This window comes from Streptomyces sp. NPDC111656 (genome assembly GCF_055656965.1).
On sequence record NZ_JBVKCA010000013.1, the window covers coordinates 33,648 to 50,586 of the forward strand.

Annotated in this window: 15 protein-coding genes, 1 tRNA gene and 1 pseudogene; 13 read left to right on the top strand and 4 right to left on the bottom strand. The window is 69.6% G+C overall.

Annotated features, from left to right (window positions below):
* Positions 1 to 8: 8 nt before the first annotated feature.
* On the top strand, positions 9 to 908 hold the full coding sequence (sucD, locus tag ACZ7M3_RS32305; protein WP_472067833.1) for a succinate--CoA ligase subunit alpha: 900 nt from the start codon (positions 9 to 11) through the stop codon (positions 906 to 908).
* 236 nt (positions 909 to 1,144) lie between these two features.
* Positions 1,145 to 2,698, top strand: coding sequence for an aldehyde dehydrogenase family protein (locus ACZ7M3_RS32310; RefSeq protein WP_472067835.1), 1,554 nt, complete (start codon positions 1,145 to 1,147; stop codon positions 2,696 to 2,698).
* 22 nt (positions 2,699 to 2,720) lie between these two features.
* On the opposite strand, the gene ACZ7M3_RS32315 is transcribed toward ACZ7M3_RS32310, so the two are convergent.
* Positions 2,721 to 3,656: an LLM class flavin-dependent oxidoreductase gene (locus ACZ7M3_RS32315; protein ID WP_472067837.1), complete on the bottom strand. Its 936-nt coding sequence runs from the start codon at positions 3,654 to 3,656 to the stop codon at positions 2,721 to 2,723.
* A gap of 61 nt (positions 3,657 to 3,717) precedes the next feature.
* Here ACZ7M3_RS32315 and ACZ7M3_RS32320 point away from each other — a divergent pair, with 61 nt between their 5' ends.
* Together ACZ7M3_RS32320 and ACZ7M3_RS32325 are read left to right on the top strand one after the other, a co-directional pair.
* Positions 3,718 to 4,179, top strand: coding sequence for a MarR family winged helix-turn-helix transcriptional regulator (locus ACZ7M3_RS32320; RefSeq protein ID WP_355305436.1), 462 nt, complete (start codon positions 3,718 to 3,720; stop codon positions 4,177 to 4,179).
* A 206-nt stretch (positions 4,180 to 4,385) separates the two neighbouring features.
* Positions 4,386 to 4,470, top strand: a tRNA-Leu gene (locus ACZ7M3_RS32325).
* Positions 4,471 to 4,544: 74 nt separating this feature from the next.
* Here ACZ7M3_RS32325 and ACZ7M3_RS32330 read toward each other — a convergent pair.
* Positions 4,545 to 6,065 (bottom strand): alpha/beta fold hydrolase, encoded by a 1,521-nt coding sequence (locus ACZ7M3_RS32330; protein WP_472067839.1) that lies wholly within the window; start codon positions 6,063 to 6,065, stop codon positions 4,545 to 4,547.
* Between the two features lie 96 nt (positions 6,066 to 6,161).
* On the opposite strand from ACZ7M3_RS32330, the gene ACZ7M3_RS32335 reads away from it, so the two are divergent.
* From ACZ7M3_RS32335 to ACZ7M3_RS32350, 4 genes and pseudogenes are all read left to right on the top strand, one after another.
* Entirely contained in the window at positions 6,162 to 7,076 is a 915-nt protein-coding gene (locus ACZ7M3_RS32335) for a helix-turn-helix domain-containing protein (RefSeq protein ID WP_472067841.1), read from the top strand.
* Positions 7,077 to 7,432: 356 nt separating this feature from the next.
* Positions 7,433 to 8,068 (top strand): annotated as a pseudogene (locus ACZ7M3_RS32340) (transposase family protein); the annotation flags it as partial.
* Positions 8,069 to 8,313: 245 nt separating this feature from the next.
* Complete coding sequence (locus ACZ7M3_RS32345; protein ID WP_472068236.1) at positions 8,314 to 8,610, top strand: hypothetical protein; 297 nt, start codon at positions 8,314 to 8,316, stop codon at positions 8,608 to 8,610.
* Between the two features lie 349 nt (positions 8,611 to 8,959).
* On the top strand, positions 8,960 to 9,262 hold the full coding sequence (locus ACZ7M3_RS32350) for a hypothetical protein (protein ID WP_472067843.1): 303 nt from the start codon (positions 8,960 to 8,962) through the stop codon (positions 9,260 to 9,262).
* A gap of 7 nt (positions 9,263 to 9,269) precedes the next feature.
* Here ACZ7M3_RS32350 and ACZ7M3_RS32355 read toward each other — a convergent pair whose 3' ends face one another.
* Positions 9,270 to 10,487 carry a L,D-transpeptidase gene (locus ACZ7M3_RS32355; RefSeq protein WP_472068219.1) on the bottom strand — a complete coding sequence of 406 codons (1,218 nt, stop codon included), beginning with the start codon at positions 10,485 to 10,487 and terminating at the stop codon, positions 9,270 to 9,272.
* Between the two features lie 480 nt (positions 10,488 to 10,967).
* On the opposite strand from ACZ7M3_RS32355, the gene ACZ7M3_RS32360 reads away from it, so the two are divergent.
* The 3 genes from ACZ7M3_RS32360 to ACZ7M3_RS32370 are packed head-to-tail and all read left to right on the top strand — an operon-like array spanning position 10,968 to position 12,112.
* Positions 10,968 to 11,354 carry an integrase core domain-containing protein gene (locus ACZ7M3_RS32360; RefSeq protein ID WP_472067845.1) on the top strand — a complete coding sequence of 129 codons (387 nt, stop codon included), beginning with the start codon at positions 10,968 to 10,970 and terminating at the stop codon, positions 11,352 to 11,354.
* Positions 11,355 to 11,402: 48 nt separating this feature from the next.
* Positions 11,403 to 11,771, top strand: coding sequence for a hypothetical protein (locus tag ACZ7M3_RS32365; protein WP_472067847.1), 369 nt, complete (start codon positions 11,403 to 11,405; stop codon positions 11,769 to 11,771).
* An 8-nt stretch (positions 11,772 to 11,779) separates the two neighbouring features.
* On the top strand, positions 11,780 to 12,112 hold the full coding sequence (locus tag ACZ7M3_RS32370) for a hypothetical protein (RefSeq protein ID WP_472067849.1): 333 nt from the start codon (positions 11,780 to 11,782) through the stop codon (positions 12,110 to 12,112).
* A 127-nt stretch (positions 12,113 to 12,239) separates the two neighbouring features.
* On the opposite strand, the gene ACZ7M3_RS32375 is transcribed toward ACZ7M3_RS32370, so the two are convergent.
* The gene (locus ACZ7M3_RS32375) at positions 12,240 to 13,154 is read right to left on the bottom strand and encodes an RNA repair domain-containing protein (protein ID WP_472067850.1); all 915 of its coding nucleotides are present in this window, start codon (positions 13,152 to 13,154) and stop codon (positions 12,240 to 12,242) included.
* A 279-nt stretch (positions 13,155 to 13,433) separates the two neighbouring features.
* Here ACZ7M3_RS32375 and ACZ7M3_RS32380 point away from each other — a divergent pair, with 279 nt between their 5' ends.
* Both ACZ7M3_RS32380 and ACZ7M3_RS32385 read left to right on the top strand, forming a co-directional pair.
* On the top strand, positions 13,434 to 15,632 hold the full coding sequence (locus ACZ7M3_RS32380; RefSeq protein WP_472067851.1) for a hypothetical protein: 2,199 nt from the start codon (positions 13,434 to 13,436) through the stop codon (positions 15,630 to 15,632).
* Positions 15,633 to 15,870: 238 nt separating this feature from the next.
* On the top strand, positions 15,871 to 16,476 hold the full coding sequence (locus tag ACZ7M3_RS32385) for a class I SAM-dependent methyltransferase (RefSeq protein WP_472068221.1): 606 nt from the start codon (positions 15,871 to 15,873) through the stop codon (positions 16,474 to 16,476).
* Positions 16,477 to 16,939: the final 463 nt, after the last annotated feature.

Sequence of the window (16,939 nt, forward strand, 5' to 3'; positions counted from 1 at the left end):
AACAGGACATGGCCATCTTTCTCACCAAGGAGAGCAAGGTTCTCGTCCAGGGCATGACCGGCGGCGAGGGCATGAAGCACACCCGGCGGATGCTCGCCGCCGGCACGGACGTCGTCGGCGGGGTCAATCCGCGCAAGGCGGGACAGGCCGTCGACTTCGACGACCGGGTGGTGCCCGTCTTCGGCTCGGTGCGCGAGGGGATGGCGGCGACCGGAGCCGATGTCACCGTCGTGTTCGTTCCGCCCGCGTTCGCCAAGGCCGCGGTGATCGAGGCCGCCGACGCGGGCATCGGGCTCGCCGTCGTCATCACCGAGGGCATCCCCGTTCACGACTCCGTCGCCTTCCACGCGTACGCCGCCACGAAGGGCACCCGCGTCATCGGCCCCAACTGCCCGGGCCTGATCACTCCGGGGCAGTCGAACGCGGGCATCATCCCCGCCGACATCACCAAGCCGGGGCGCATCGGCCTGGTGTCCAAGTCGGGCACACTGACGTACCAACTCATGTACGAACTCCGCGACATCGGCTTCTCGACGTGCGTGGGCATCGGCGGGGACCCCGTCGTCGGCACCACCCACATCGACTGCCTGGCCGCCTTCCAGGACGACCCCGACACCGAACTCGTCGTCCTCATCGGCGAGATCGGCGGCGACGCCGAGGAACGGGCCGCCGCGTACATCCGCGACCACGTCACCAAACCCGTCGTCGCCTACATCGCCGGTTTCACCGCGCCCGAAGGCAGGACGATGGGCCACGCGGGCGCGATCGTCTCCGGCTCGTCGGGCACCGCACAGGCCAAGAAGGAGGCCCTCGAGGCGGCCGGAGTACGGGTGGGCGGCACACCGACCGAGACGGCCCGGCTGGTGCTGACCCGATGGGAATCGGAGCGTGTCGCCGCACAGGGGTGAGATGAGACGTCACTCATAGTTGATGTGAGGTGACTGTCACGAGCGGAGCCTCCTCAGTACCTTCCTCCGTACGCGACCACCCTCCCGCGTACGAACCCTTCCCTCCGTGCGGACGCGACCACCGTCCTCCTCCGCACGGATGCGACCACTCCTCGTCCGGGCCCGTGCACCATGCAGCTCGGCAGGAGCCAGGCACCTCCCGCCCCCGACTGTGCACCGAGAGCGGAGACATCCGAATGGCATCCACCCTCAACACCCCCCTCGTCCTGAAGTCCGGTACGTCCTGGGCCGACGCCTGGCAGCGCTGCCTCGCCGTCGCCCCCGAGGCGTTTCAGGAGGACCGCGTCCTCAATCTCTGGGACGCCTCCTGGCGGGCGGACGGCCGGGCACTGCCCGCCACCAGTCCGGTCGACGGAAGCCCCATCGCGGGCCCGCCCCGCCTGAACGCCGCAACGGCCCACCAGGCCGTACGGGCCTCGCTCGACCAGCACCGGGCCTGGCGCCACGTCCCGCTCGCCGAACGACGGGCGCGCGTCGCGGCCACCCTCGACGCCCTGACCGAGCACCGCGAGCTGCTCGCCCTCCTCCTCGTCTGGGAGATCGGCAAGCCATGGCGACTCGCGCAGGCCGACGTGGACCGGGCGATCGACGGCGTGCGCTGGTACGTCGACGGCATCGAGCCCATGGTGGACGGCCGGGCTCCGCTCGAGGGGCCCGTGTCCAACATCGCGAGCTGGAACTACCCGATGAGCGTGCTCGTTCACGCAATGCTGGTACAGGCATTGGCAGGGAACGCGGTCATCGCCAAGACCCCGACCGACGGCGGCGTCGCCTGCCTCACCCTGGCCGGCGCGCTCGCCGCACGCGAAGGGGTCCCCGTCACCCTCGTCAGCGGCAGCGGAGGCGAGCTGTCGGAGGCGCTGGTCCGCGCGCCCGAGATCGGCTGCGTCTCCTTCGTCGGCGGCCGTGACACGGGCGCCGCGGTGGCCACCGCCGTCGCCGACCTCGGCAAGCGGCATGTACTCGAACAGGAGGGACTCAACACCTGGGGCATCTGGAACCACACGGACTGGGACGCACTGACAGCCGTCATCCCCAAGCTCTTCGACTACGGCAAGCAGCGCTGCACCGCCTACCCGCGCTTCGTCGTCCAGCGCACGCTGTTCGACGAGTTCCTCGCCGCCTATCTCCCCGCCGTCCGCACCCTGCGGGTCGGTCACCCGCTGGCCGTCGAGCACCCCGAAGACCCCTACCCCGCGCTGGACTTCGGGCCCGTCATCAACGCCGCCAAGGCGAAGGAGCTGCACGACCAGGTCGCGGAGGCCATCGACCGCGGCGCCGTTCCGCTGCACCGCGGCAAGCTCACCGACGCACGCTTCCTGCCCGGCCAGGACACGGCGGCGTACGTCCAACCGGTCACGCTCCTGAACCCGCCGCCGTCCTCACCGCTGCACCACGCGGAGCCCTTCGGCCCGGTCGACACCATCGTCCTGGTCGACACCGAGGCGGAGCTGCTCGCCGCGATGAACGCGTCGAACGGCGCGCTCGTCGCCACGCTGTCCACGGACGACGAGGCGACGTACGCCCGACTGGCCCCGCAGATCCGCGCGTTCAAGGTCGGCCGCGGCAAGCCCCGCTCCCGCGGCGACCGCGACGAGCTCTTCGGCGGCCTCGGCGCGTCCTGGCGCGGCGCCTTCGTCGGCGGCGAGCTGCTCGTGCGCGCCGTCACGCAGGGGCCGGCGGGGGAGCGGCTGCCGGGCAACTTCCCCGAGTACCAGCTCGTTCCGTGAGATGGGGCGGGCGGTACCCGCTTCAGGGCGCCGCCTGCCCTCTCGGACCCCTGCGGACTCCTGCGATGATCTCGTCCACCAGCCAGCGGGCGACGCCCGGTGGGTAGGGCTGGGGGAGACTGAGCACGACATGGTTCACGCCGATGCCGATGAGGTCGGCGACGGTGGCGCGGGTGGCGGCGGGATCGTCGTACGAGACGACGACCTGTACGGAACGGGTGATCTCGCGCGGATCCCGTCCGATGTCCGCGCAGTGCGCGTCCAGCACCCGACCGCGCTCGGCGACGAATTCGACGTTGTTGTGCGGCGGTCCGGGGATGTTCCAGATGTCGGCCTGCTCGGCGACGAGCCGCAGCAGTCGAGTCCCCCAGCCGCCGATCAGCAGGGGCGGCCCGGGCCGCTGCACCGGCTTGGGCTCGTTCCGCGTGCCCCGCAGCCGGTAATAACGCCCCTCGAAGTCGAAGGGGTCGTCCTGCGTCCACATCCGGCGCAGGATCTCGACGGTCTCGCCGAGCCGGGCGACCCCCTCGCCGGGCGGGACGAGGGAGAGCCCGTACGCCTCGTACTCGGCGATGGCCGGATTCTCGCCGGCGATCCCGCCCGCGTCGGGCGGCTGGTGGGTGCCGCCGACACCGATGCCCATGACCAGCCGGCCGCCGGAGACCACGTCCACGGTCGAGGCCATCTTCCCGAGGACGGCGGGCGGGCGGATGCGGTTGCTGGTGACGAGGAGGCCGAGCCGCAGCCGCTCGGTCTGCGCGGCCAGGGCGCTGAGCAGCGTCCAACCCTCATGGACCTGGCCGTCCTTGGGGCCGCGAAGCGGAAGCAGATGATCCCAGAGCCAGGCGTCCTCGATCTCGGGCAGGGCGTCGGCCTCCTGCCAGACACGGCGGATGTCGTCGTAGGAGACGTGCATGGAGGTGGTCTTGATACCGAAGCGCACGCGTTGATAGCTCATATTACTCAGCCTAGACAATCATCAGCTGAGCTGACAATCAGTCTTGGGTACAGTTCCTGGCATGACCGGTGAGCGCCCTCCCGTACCTCCCGTGCCCCTTGAGTCCAGGCTCGGCTATCTGCTCAAGCACGCCCAGCAGCGGCTGGCGCGAGCGTCCGCGGAGGCGCTGGCGCCCCTCGGGATCGACGGCCACGAGCTCGCGGTGCTGGCGGTGCTCGCCGCCGAGTACCCGTTGTCGCAGGTCGAGGTGGCCGGACGGCTCGGCGTCGACCGCACCACGATGGTCGCGCTCGTCGACGGCCTGGAAGACCAGGGACTGGTCGAGCGGCGCCGCAGTCCTCAGGACCGACGCAAGAACATCGTCGAGCTGACGCCCGCGGGCCGGGACTGCCTCGACCGGGCCGAGCGTGCGCGCCTCGCGATGGAGCGGCGCTTCCTCGACCCGCTGGACGAGGAGGCGGCGGCCGCGCTCGTGCGAGCCCTGCGGATCCTGGTGGCGGAGGAGCGTCGGAACGCGGAGTGAGGGTGCGAGTCCGGGGCTCCTCGGCTCCCCTGCGTGGACCCTAGGTGACCTGTGTGTCACCTTTGGTAATCGGCCGGGCGCCCCCTCCTTCGGCCCCGTACAGCCACTCCCAGCACCCGGATATGCAGGTGAAAGGCACTCCGAAACCTTGGTATTGTTGTCCATGTCGCCGCGGGGAACACCCCCGGCCAGGCGGCAGACACCTTGTCCGGGTGGCGGAATGGCAGACGCGCTAGCTTGAGGTGCTAGTGCCCTTTATCGGGCGTGGGGGTTCAAGTCCCCCCTCGGACACAACGTTTACACACACGGATGGTGCTGGCCGACTCTCGGTCGGCACCATCCGTGTTTCGTGCTCGGGGGATGTCTCAGCGCCGCAGGTGCCCCAGTACGGAGCGCACCGCTCGCTCCACGGCGTCGCGCGCCTGCTCGGTGTGGTCGATGGTCTCGAAACCATGGTGGCCGAGCGGTACGTCGATCACCTCGACATCGGCGTCACACTTCTCGGCGACGGCCAGGAATTCCTCGACCGTCACCGCGATCTCCGCGCGCTCCAGCTCCACCCGGGTCAACACGATCGGCAACCGCCCCGCGGTACGCACCGCGTCCGCCGGACGGAACCGGGCATCGACAAGCCCCCAGTTCGGCAGCGGTGCGAGTATCGGATAGCTCGCCGCGACGCACCGCAACCACGGCGGGGGCGCCGCGAGCCAGTCCGCCGCCAACAGCCCGCCACTGGAGAAGTGCCACAGCGCCACGCGGTCCCCGTCGACGCGCGGATCGGCCCGTACGAGGTCGAGCGCTTCGGCTATGTCCTCGGCGGCCCGACCGTAGTCGGCGAGATCGTGCAGCCGATGGTCCAGCGTGACGGCGATGGCCCCCAAACCCGCCACGTACCGGCCGTAGCCGACGAAGCCCGGCCAGTCCCGGGGAGTCGGCCGCACATCGGGGTGGACCGGGCCACCGTGGACGAACACCACCGTCGGCCGCGGGCGGTCGGCTTCAGCGAGGTCGTCGGGGAGGTATAGATCGACCCGTCCCACTCGCTCGCGAGGCCGCTCCGGCACATCCATCAGGAAAGGGCGAAGATGCGCCGGCTGTTCGTTCACCGCCGCGGCCACCCTGTGCCCCTCTCCCTCGGCGGCCCGCACCAGTGTCTCGGCCACCTCCTCGGGGCAGGAGAGCATCGGCCAGTGCCCGGTGTCGAGTTCGAAGAAGCTCACCCGCGGGTCGGTGAGCACCTGGAAGCGCGGGTCCCCCAGTCCCACCAGGGCCTCGACCATGGCGATACTCGAACCGTTGGCGGTGCACAGGACGCCGGTCTTCGGCACCTTGGAGACCGCTTTCGACAGGCGGAGCGGCTGGGTGAGCGTGCCGGCCGGATGCGGTACGGCGTCTCCCGCCAGCCGAGCCAGTACGGTGGGCGAGAGGCCGGCGACGCTGCCCCAGCGCTGCCACTCCTCAAGTGTCGGCGGGGGAATCCGCCAGTCGTCATCGGCCGGCCCGGACCGGTGCAGCAACCGGTCGCGGACCGCCTGGTCGGGCACCAGGGTGAGGGCCTGATCGCCGTGCTGGGGCATACCCGCATCCAGGTGGACGATCCGGGCGATCCGTTCCGGGCGCCGGTCGGCCGCGCCGAGCACCGGGTGGATGCCGTAGCAGTGACCGACCAGCACCACCTCTGCCGCGTCCGTCCGGTCGATCACCCGCAGCAGATCGTGGATGTGCGTCTCCAGGTCCGTGTCAGGTCCCGCCGCATGGCCGCGGTCACCCATGCCGGTGAGCGTCACCGGATACGCCTGTGCCCCCGACTCCCGCAGCCGATCGGCCACCGCCTGCCATATCCAGCCGCCGGTGTGGGCGCCCGCCACCAGGATGAATGCCGTCATCGATGTCTCCTCGCACACTGTGGTCGCAGGGCCTTCCGTACCAGCCGTCCGCGCTCGTGGGTACGGTAGGAACTCCCCCTGAGGGAGGTTCAAGTCGTGCGCCCTGAAAGCACATGGAGCATCGGAGAGCTCGCCGGGCACGCGGGCGTCACCGTCAAGACCGTCCGCTTCTACTCGGACCGCGGTCTGCTGCCCGAAGCCGCCCGCAGCGCTGGCGGCCACCGCAGGTACGGGCCCGAGGCGCTCGACCGGCTCCACCTGATCCGTTCCCTGCGCACCCTCGACCTGCCGGTCCCCGAAGTAGGCCGGATCCTCGACCAGGAGGACACCCTGGAGGACGTCGTCGCGGGGCAGCTGCGGCAGATCGGCTCGCGGCTGGCTGCCCTGCGCTGGCAGGAGGCAGCCCTGCAACTGCTCCAGGAGTGTGCCCCCGAGGAACGCGCCGAGCGGCTGCGGCTGATCGGCGCCGTGTCCGTCCCGCCCAGCACGGCCGCACTGGCACGCTTCTGGCGGCGCTGGCTGCCGCCACGGCTCCCGGCCCGGCTGGTCTCCGCCATCGTCGAACACGCAGTGCCACAGCTCCCCGAGGGCCCGACGCCGGCCCAGGTGCTGGCCTTCACCCGGCTGCACGCCCTCGTGTCCGCCCCCTGCCCCGGCACCGGTCACGGCCAGCCCGCGGCACACGGGCCCGACGGGGGCCGCCCGGCCGTGCTCTACGACGGTCTCGTCGAGGCGTATGCGCTGGCATCACCGCGACTGCGGGCACAGCGGCCACCGCACGAGGGTGAGGCACTCGACTGCTTCGTCTCCGCCTATGCCCGCTCACGCGGCACGCGGGACACTCCCGTCTTCCGCCGAGGACTCAGTCGGCTGCTGGCCGCGGATCCCCGTATCGACCGCTACTGGGAACTCACCGCCGAGCTGTCCAGTCCGTCGGAACCGACCGCCGGCGCCGCGCACGACTGGCTCTGCGCCGCGCTGGACACCCAGACCGCCGGGCCGGCGGACTGAACCGGGTTGAGCAACTCGCCCGGTTCGGCCGCGTCTTCGCGATCTCCGACTTCCTGGTCCGCCCAGATCCGCGTCCGCGTCCGCACCCGCAGGACCACGACATGGCCCGCCGGTTGCAGAAACGGCTTCTGACCGACCATCAGGCACCACTCGGCGCCACGTTGGTGGCTCTGGAAGCCGGTAAGCGCCACGGTGCTGCGGGTGCTGGTCCTTCCCGTCGGGAAACGAACTACCGTGAGGCTGGTGGAATTTGGGCTCTGTCGGGGATCTTGTGACGTCACCGGTCCGACCTGCGTATCTACCAAGCGTGCGGTTCAGGGGGTTTGGGGCGGTTGCTGCCGCATTTAGCTGGTGTGGTGGTCGAGTCGATCGAGCGTGCGGCTGGAACGGTCACGTTTCGCGCCCACTCCGCAGTACCGACGGCGAGGTGCCCAAGATGCGGGGTGGTGTCGTGGCGTGTGCACGGTCGGTACGCGCGCCGGCTCGCTGACGCTCCCGTCGGCAGAGCCCCGGCCGTGGTCGAACTCATGGTGCGCCGGTTCAAGTGCCTCAATCCGCAGTGTCCGGCCGTGACGTTCGCCGAGCAGATCGAAGGGCTGACCAGCCCGCATGCCCGGTACACACCACTGCTGCGCATGCTGCTCACGTCCATCGCCGCGAGTCTGGCGGGCCGGCCGGGTGCGCGGCTCGCGGCCGCGCTGAGCATCCGCGTCGCCAAGGACAAGCTCCTTGAACTCCTTTGCGGGCTACCGGAGTTACCGCAAGTCAGCGTGCGTGTCCTGGGGGTCGACGACTTCGCGCCGCGCAAGGGTGACTGGTACGCCACGATCCTGGTGGACCTGGAAGGACGGCGCCCGGTCGATGTGCTGCCGGGCCGAGACGCCGAGCCGTTGGCCGCCTGGCTGCGCGGCCATCCGGAAATCGAAGTCATCTGCCGTGACCGGGCCGGCGCCTACGCCGAAGGTGCCCGGAGCGGGGCTCCGCAGGCCCGGCAGGTGGCAGACGCCTGCCACCTGCTGTGCAACCTCGCCGAAGCCGTGGAGAAGACGGTCGGCGCCCATCACCCGTGCATCAAGGCGTTCATGACGACCTCGGCCGTCACGGAGTCCGACACGGCACCCAGGAGGACGGCGGAGTCACCCCCGGAAGCGGTGCCGTTCGTGCCACCGGACGGCACCCGAGATGTCCTCGGGCGCCCAAGGCGGCTGGGGCCCGCACCACCGAGCGGTACACGGCGGTGCAGCAACTGTTGTCCGAGGGTGTGTCCCTGGCCGCGATCGGCCGCCAGTTGCGGCTGGACCACTCGACCGTACGGCGCTTCGTTCGCGCCCGGAGTCTCGGCGAACTGCTGGTCAAGGCCACCAACCGGACATCGATCCTGGACGGACACAAGCTCTACCTGCACCAACGCTGGCGCGAGGGCTACCACGACATCCCGCAGGCGCACCGCGAACTGCGCGCACGCGGTTTCTCCGGAGACATCCAGTGCGTCCGCCGCAGCGCGGCCGGCCAGAACTGGTCGGCGGGCTCGTAGCGGACCGGACTGGTGAATTGCCGTCGCAGTACCGCGTTCTCGTGCCGCAGCACCAGCAGTTCGGCATCCATGGCGGTCTCCCGGCGCAGCAGTACCGCTGGCACGGACAGCAGCGCACGGGTGGCCCGGTACAGCAGCGAGGTGATCACCCGTGCAGCATCCCGGCCGCTGTCGATGGCTCGGTACGCAGGCTCCCACCTGCGGCGATGACTCTGCGAGCCCCACAGGCTGGTTCGCCATGTCGGCCGGTTCTTCGCCGTCCCCCCGCCACGATCCTGAAGGGGGCAGCCGGGAAGGCCCTTGCCGCCTGTCGGACGGACCGCAGGATGCGCCGTGGAGGGAGGGCGTGATGGACGACGCCGCGTACGACCTGTGGCCTCGGGGGATCTTGAACACCGCGCTGTTCGCGCTGCTCGCGATCAGCTTCTTCCATCCCAGTACCAAGCGGGACTGGCGGGCGATGGGCGCACAGTACTGGTGTCGAACGGCCCACCGGTCCGCCGACATCGGTCGTCTGTTGGGCGACGTGACGCAACCGCGGTCCCACACGCGGCGAGGGCTGCTCGAGCACCCGGACGCCGCAGGCGGCGGGCGACGCGGTGTCGCCCGCCGCCTGGCGGAAGGGATTCAGATTCAGATGCTTGGGGAGTGACGTGGCGTCAGCCGGTCGCGCTGCCCGCGACCCACTCGCTCCACGGCATGTTCCAGTCGCTGAGGCCGTTGGCGGGGGCCAACATGGTCTTGTCTTCGGAGTTCTTGACGATCACGACGTCACCGATCATCGAGTTGTCGAAGAACCACGCGGCGGGCTGCTTGCCGTCGCCGCCGCCCTTGACGTCCTTCAGGCCCACGCAGCCGTGGCTGGTGTTGACCTTGCCGAAGACCGAGTTGGCACCCCAGTAGTTGCCGTGGATGAAGGTGCCCGAGTCGGTCAGGCGCATGGCGTGCGGTACGGCCTCGATGTCGTAGGAGGGCTTGCCGTCCTTCTTCGTGAGGCCGACGGTCGCACCGTTCATGCGGGTCTGAGTGAACTTCTCGGAGATGACCATCTGACCGTTGTACGTCGGGTGCTCGGTGCTGCCGGACGAGATCGGGATGGTCTTGATCGTCTTGCCGTCCCGTACGACGGTCATCTGCTTCGTCTTGGCGTCGACCGTGCTGATCTGGCTCCGGCCGATCTTGAACGTGACCGTCTTCTGGATGCCGTGGAGCTTGAGCGTGACGGTGACGGTGGAGCCGGGCTTCCAGTAGTTCTTGGGGCGGAAGTCCAGGCGGTCGTCGTTGAACCAGTGGCCGACGACCCGCTGGCCGCTGCTGGAGCTGACCTGGATCTTCGACTCCACGGCGGCCTTGTTGTTGATCGCCTTGTCGAAGTTGACCGTCACCGGCATGCCCACGCCGACGGTCGAGCCGTCCTCGGGGGAGAGGTGCCCGATGAAGTTGTTCGCCGGGGAGACCGTGGTGATCGTGGCGTTCCCGGTGACGGAGCGGCCCTTGGCGTCCTTGGCCTCCGCGGCGATCTGATACTTGGTGGCCCGCTCCAGTCGGCCGTTCGGCTTCCAGGACGTGCCGTCGGCGGACAGGGTGCCTGGAACCTCGGCACCGGTCGCGATGGCGGTCATGGTCACCTTGGTGAGCTTGCCGTTGCTGACGGTGACCTTGACGGAGTCGTTGATCCCGACGTGGTAGGCACCTTGCTTGGGCGTGATCATTATTCGGGCGTCGGAAGCCTCCTGGGTGGCCGCCTGATCCGCCCGCGCCTGTGCCTGGGGTTTCGGGTGATTCCCGGCGTCGTTACCGCTGGTAGCAGCGTTGCTGGTACCGCCGAGGGCCGTGAGTGAGAGCACACCGCCGAGTACACCGACCGCAGCCACCAGTCGGGTGCGTCCTTTACGTGCCGTGATCAAGCGCTTCTCCCGTGTCACTGGTCGTTGAATCCCTGGAGCTGGATGCCGAGGGAGTGCAGCTAGCTATAAAACTACTTATATAGGTTCATCAGCCCTTAAATGAGCAAACTGTGGTGAAGGCCACGCGCCGTCGAGCGCGTCGCCGAGGCCCTGCTCGACTGCCGGATGGCGCGTAGTCGATGCTGTGGGGCTCGGAAAGTCATCGCTTCAGCTCAAGCGGCATATCTGTACTCGTTGATGACTCCGCCGAGGACGCGGGTGCGTAGGAGCCTTTGCGGGTGGGGGCGTGCCCGACAGCGGGCTGGTCCTGAGCCTCGGGGGCGTACCACTCGAAAATGCGATTCGATGCTGTGCGCTGCGGCGATGCCATTCGGTCAGGCAGCGTGTCGGTACTCATTGATCAGTCCGCCGAGGACGGGCCGTCGTCGGATCCGATGCGCTTGGACGTCGATGAGGGTGGCCGGGGCGGGTGGTGCAGTGCTGTCCGGCGATAGTTGTTGCTTAGCAGTCTTCGCCGCCGACGGCATCCACATCCTCAAGAGCACCCCACAGACGCCTCGGATGAACGCTCACGCGAAGAGGTTCGTACGTACTACGCGAGCCGAATGCATCGATCGCCTGCTGATCTACAACGAGCAGCACCTGCGGAACGTCGCCGAGTACGCCCACCACTACAACTCCGCAAGGCCGCTACAACTCCGCGAGGCCGCGCCGCGCGCTGCAACTTCGCGCTCCTGCAGACGCCCCCGACGCCATCGCGATTCCCGGCCGGCGGATCCAGCGCCACGACGTTCTCGACGGACTCATCCACGAGTACCGCAACACGGCCTGAAATAGGATCAACAGCAGCGGGCGCACACGCAGGTCAGTGAGTATGCGGGCCTTTTGGAACCCTGCAGGCTGCTGGCCGAAGGCCGGGACGCCCCGCTCATCGACGAACTCGCGCAGGCCCCCGCGGCCGGCCTGCTGGGAGTCCTCGCGGATCACTACGATCCGGACTCCGCCTGCGCCGAGCTCGCCGCGTGGACGGCGGTCCACGGCGATCTGCGCGCAGCGGATGATCCGCGGGCCGCGGGTGAGCCACACGCAGTGGGTGAGCCGCAGGCAGCCGTTGAGCAGCTCACGGATGCGATACGCGCCATGCCGTTCCGTACCCGAGCCGAGGCCGTGCCGGACGTCCTCGTCACCGCGCTCGACGACGGCGAGACCCTGCTGCGAAACCTGCGTATCCGGCTCCGGCTCCCACCGCACTGAGCGTCCTGGTGTGCCGGGACCTGCTCGCCCCGGAGGACCTGACCGAGGCGGAGGCGCTCCTCATGGTCGCCGAGAGCCTGCTGCAGCTCCTGGAAGCGGCCGGTCCCGACGGGGTGAGCGAGATGCTGCGCGACCAGGGCTCCCAGGCCGAGGAGGCATTCGACGCCGCCCTGGCCTGCGGTCATCCGGACCGGGTGGGCATCGCGGGACTCAAGACCGCCGCCGAGTACGCGCTGCGCAGGCCGAGCGCGCGCGTCGGCCGTGCTGTCCCACAGCGGTCGCACGACAAGAACCAAGAACAAGGGCCGCGGGCTCGCAAGGGAGGCAAGAGGCGTCGGTGACCGGCCGAGCGAGCCACCGTGCGTTGCTGGGTGGGGCAGGCGCTGACGCATCTCCGGCAGGCGTCAGGACACTCCGCCCATGCGACCTGATTCCCGGGCGGCGCTTTGCCTCACCTGGCTATGTGCCTCACCTGTCGGTGATCTCGGAGAGCCAGGCCGTGTCCTCCGGGCCCGGCGCTTCGGGGCCGGGCGCGGGCAGCCGACGGACCTCGCCCGTGCGCAGGGCGACCGTGGCCCGTGGCCGCATCGGCCCGTCGCCCCTGCGTGAGAGCAGGACGAGTTCCCAGACTGTCGCTGTCATTGCGTCGAGCCGGGTGGCGCAGTCGGCGGTGACTTGCCGCGGATCACGGGTCCGGCCCAGGGACAGATGTGGGGTGAAGTTCTTGGCGGGCCCACGACAGCGCGGGAACCGCTGCCGCAGTAGGCGGTGCAGGTCCGCCCACGTCGCCTTGCCGGCCGCCGTCGGGTCGAGCCACACGGTGAAGTACGCCCTGTGCCGGAAGGTGCGCACCCCGTCCAGCCGGGCGGTGAACACCGGCGTCTCGGCCGTCGCCGCGGCGAGCAGCGGGGCCGCCCGCTCGAAGTCCGTCTCCGGCACGAAGCCGAAGAGCACGTTGACGTGCGGCGGCCAGCGGTGGATCTGCGGATCGTAGTCCTGGCGGATGTCCTGGATCGCAGGCCACAGCTCCGCAGGCGGGATCCAGGCCACCGCCGTGCGGGCCGTCGGGGACACGTCGAGGACGTCGGCGGGCTCGCCCTTGCCGGAGCTCGTGTCGAAGCACAGGTCCGCTTGCGGGTCCCGCACTCGGCCGGCGCCCGACGCGTCGAAGCGGTCCACCCCCGTGGCCCGGTCCCAGACCACATCGCCGTCCGCCTCGATGAACATCACCCGGTGCCACGGGATGTCGCCCCCGGGCACGAAGGACGACAGCGGGATGCGTTTGAGGGCATCCCGCCGCTGGCTGATCCCCAGCACGAACCGGGCCGGGTCGAACCGCGGGTCCCAGCGGACCCGGTGATAGATCTCGTCGCTGGTCCGCATCACGCCTCCTCTCCCGCCTTCACACCTTCTCTTCTCCTCCAGGGTGCCGCGCACCCGGCCTTCGACGGTTGTTCCGCTCGCACCGCGACGCCTCAGGTGCGCTGCGCCTGAGGCGGACGGCAGGGAGAGCCGGTGCGCCTGTGCGGTGTGTACCCGCGGCAGCACTGCCGCACCTCTTCTCGGCGTCCTGTCGGTTCTGGCACCGGCTTGTTCGTCACGGCCGGTAGCGTGGGCAACGAGACAAAACCCTGCGAAAGACAAGAGCGGGAAACCATGCGGATGATCTTCAATCCCGCTGAGGAGAACGAGTACGAGGCGGTTTGTGGTCTTCTTGTCCACCGGTTCGAACAGTGGGCCTGGGAGAACGGGATCCACGCCGATCCGTTCGTCGTGGAAGCCGCGCTGGACTACCGCCATCTCGGTACGCCGGACGGCAGGCTGGGACTGTGGGACCAGCGGCACATCGAGGAGTTCCTGCTCGACTGGGTTCCGCGGACGGTGACCGTATTGCCCGACGAGGAGCCCGCCGATGCGCCGGGCACTCTGCGGTGCCTGCTGCGGTATCTGGACGCCGTCCATCTTGCCGATCCCCGAGGGGCGTCCCTGCCCGAGGTGCTGGAGGCCGTCGACGGGACGGCGCCCCACTACGCGGAGGCGATGGCCGACCGCAGCCTCTGGGGCCTGGCGAAGTTCTGGATCACTACCGCCGCGGAGCAGGGCGTCGACGTCCACGACGAGCAGGCGTTGCAGGACTTCGTGGGGCGGGCACAGGGTGGCGAGGTGCCCTACGACCCGGAGGTGCTTCAGACCATCGTCGAGCGGCACATGCGGAGTTCCGGGCCCGTACGGTCCGAGCCTCAGCTCCCGGTCGCGCTCCCGGGCGACGACGTCCTGCGGGAGCAGGCCGGCCGGTCACCGGTCCTGCGGCAGCTGCGCGAGCTGGCCGAGTGGGCGGGGCGCGACCGCAGAACGCTCACCGGTTCCGGCAGGCTGCGTCTGTCGGATGCCCGGGAACTCGTAGAGCGGTTGGACACCGGAGATGACACGGACTCGGTCCGCTCGTCCGCGGACCTGCCGCGCCTCAACCTCCTTGTGGAGTGGGCGAAGACAGCCAGGCTGATACGAGTCGTCAAGGGGAGGCTGTACGCGGTGGCCAAGGCCGAGCCTGTGCTGAACGACCCGCTTGCGCTGTGGCGGCGCGCGTTCGACGCGTTCCGCGAGCTGCCCAGCCCGGTGAGGGGCGGGCGCGGCGGCAGGTACGGAGAATCCGTGCTGTTCGACGAGTACGACATGTACGGCGTCGTCCTGCCCGACGTACTGGCAACCCTCTACAGCCTGCCGTACCCGATGCCCTGGCCCGGGCTGCGGGACACCGTCGCCCTCGCCTACCGCTCGAGTTCCCTGCTCGAGGTCTTCGCCACGGACTCCATCGGGTTCGGACAGGCGGATGACGATCTGCGCACCGTGCTGAGTGTTTTGGAGGACCTGGGGGCGATCGAGTGCCACCAGGGGATGGGCGACCCTGTCTTTGCGGATCTGGCGATGAGCGAGAACGACCTCGAGGGGTGGGCCGGAATACCGACCGGGGACGATGACGGCCTCGAGACGCCGTCCGGCATACTGCCAGGGATGCCGACCGGACTTGCCGGGCTGCTGGACGACGCCCTGCTGGGCGAGACCCTGTCGGGTGACGCCGTGGTGGACGGCGCCCCGCCCGATGACGCCCTGTTGAGTGGCGCTCTGCTGGATGACGAGGCCACCCAGCGGGCCCGGAAACGGAAGTCCGAACTGAGCTCGGGCCCGGTCGAGTTGATCCGTCTCACTGACCTCGGAACGGACTCCGTGCGCCGTCGGCTGCTGGCCGAAGGCCGGGATGCACCCCTGATCGGCGAGCTTGCCCAGGCCTCGCCGGCCGGTTTGCTGGGCGTCCTCGCCGATCACTACGATCCGGAGTCCGCACGGGTGGAGCTCGCCGCGTGGATCGCCGTCCACGGCGACCGGTCCGCGGCGCTGGAGCAGCTCGTCCACGCGGTGCGGACCATGCCGTTCCGTACCCGGGCCGAGGCCATGCTGGACGTCCTCGTCTCATCGCTCGACGACGGGGAGCTCCTGCTGCGAAGCCTGCGTTCGGACTCTTCGCTGGCTCCCACCGCGCTGAGCCTCCTGGCCCGCCGGGACATTCTCACCCCCGAGGACCTCACGGAGCCGGAAAGCCTGCTCATGGTCGCTGAGAGCCTGTTGCAGCTCTGTGAGGCGACCGGTGCCGACGGGGTGAGGGAGGTACTACGCCAACAGGGTCGCGAGGCCGAAGAGGCCCTCCGGGCGGCTCTGGCCTCCGGTCACCCGGACCGGGAGGGCCTCGCGGAGCTTCAGGCCCTCGCCGAGCGTGTGCCCCGGGAGCGCGAAACCCACGTCGGCCTTGTTCAGCAGCGCGGCCACCGAGAGAACGGCAGACGGGGCGGCAAACGGCGCCGCTGAGGACGTGGCGCTTCCTGGCGCTCAAGGGCGACGCCGGCGGCCGCGTGACCGCATGACAGGTATGCCGGCGGCCTTGAGGGACTCCGCCTGTGGGGCTCGGGATCCGGCATGGCTGACTCCCCCCGCCCGTCGGTGGGCACGACGAGCCGGGGACGTGACCCGGCCGTGTGCATGGAGAACAGCACCGCGAGCTGAGTCGAATCTTCGAGCGGCACACGGTCGGCCTATGCTTGCCGCCATGAGCCGTTGGGCGGAATTGACCGGGGGGACGTCCGGGCAGGACTACGCTGCGCGGTTCGCGGTCCTGGCCGATAGCGGGAAGGACATGCACGGTGAGGCGCGGTTCTGTACGGCGCTCGTGCCTGCCGGAGCGCGGGTGCTGGACGCCGGGTGCGGTACCGGACGGATCATGATCCGGCTTGCGGAGCAAGGGTACGACTGTGTCGGGGTGGATCTTGATCCGTCCATGCTGGCAGTGGCGCAGAAGGAGGCGCCGGGACTGCCTTGGTTCCAGGTCGATTTGGCCAGGTTCGACCCGGCCCTGCTCGGCATCGCCGCGGACTTCGATCTCGTGGTAGCCGCAGGCAACGTTTTCCCGCTGCTCGCTGCCGGCACCGAGGCCACGGTGGTCGAGCGCCTGGCCGCGGCTCTGCGCCCGGGCGGTCTGATCGTCGCCGGCTTCGGCCTGGACGAGGCCCACCTGCCGGTGCCGCCCAGCATCACGCTGCCAGAGTACGACGACTGCTGTGCCGCGGCCGGCCTCACCTTGGCCGACCGCTTCGCCACCTGGGACGCTGACCCTTACGATGGCGGCGGCTATGCCGTCAGCGTCCACCGCCGGTGAGGTTCTGCGGGACATCTTGATCACCCGCGTGCCCGCCGTGCGGCCGGCGGTTTCTCCGAGTAGTGCGCGAACAGTCACTCGGGCGGTGGCAACCAGTTCTCACGAGGAGTTGGTGGGACCACCCGGAGGATCTTGCGGCCGGAGCCGCCCTCGCGCGACCACGACCGTATCGTTGGTGGTCAACTCCCCCCTCGGGCACAACGTTTGCACACCCGGATGGTGCTGGCCGACTCTCGGTCGGCGCCATCCGTTTTTCGTGGTTGTAGGTCAGGCGAAGCCCAAGCTGGCGGTAGAAGTCTGCTTTGTATCGTGTGTCGGCTTGGCGCAGGAGTGTCATCAGGTCGCCGAATCCCTCCACGACGCTGCGGATCTCCTTACGGTGCAACTGGCGGGATCCCTTGTTGCCCTGCCCTGCCCCGCGCCGTTGTCCAGTCCGTCGGGACCAGGGACACGCAGAGACACA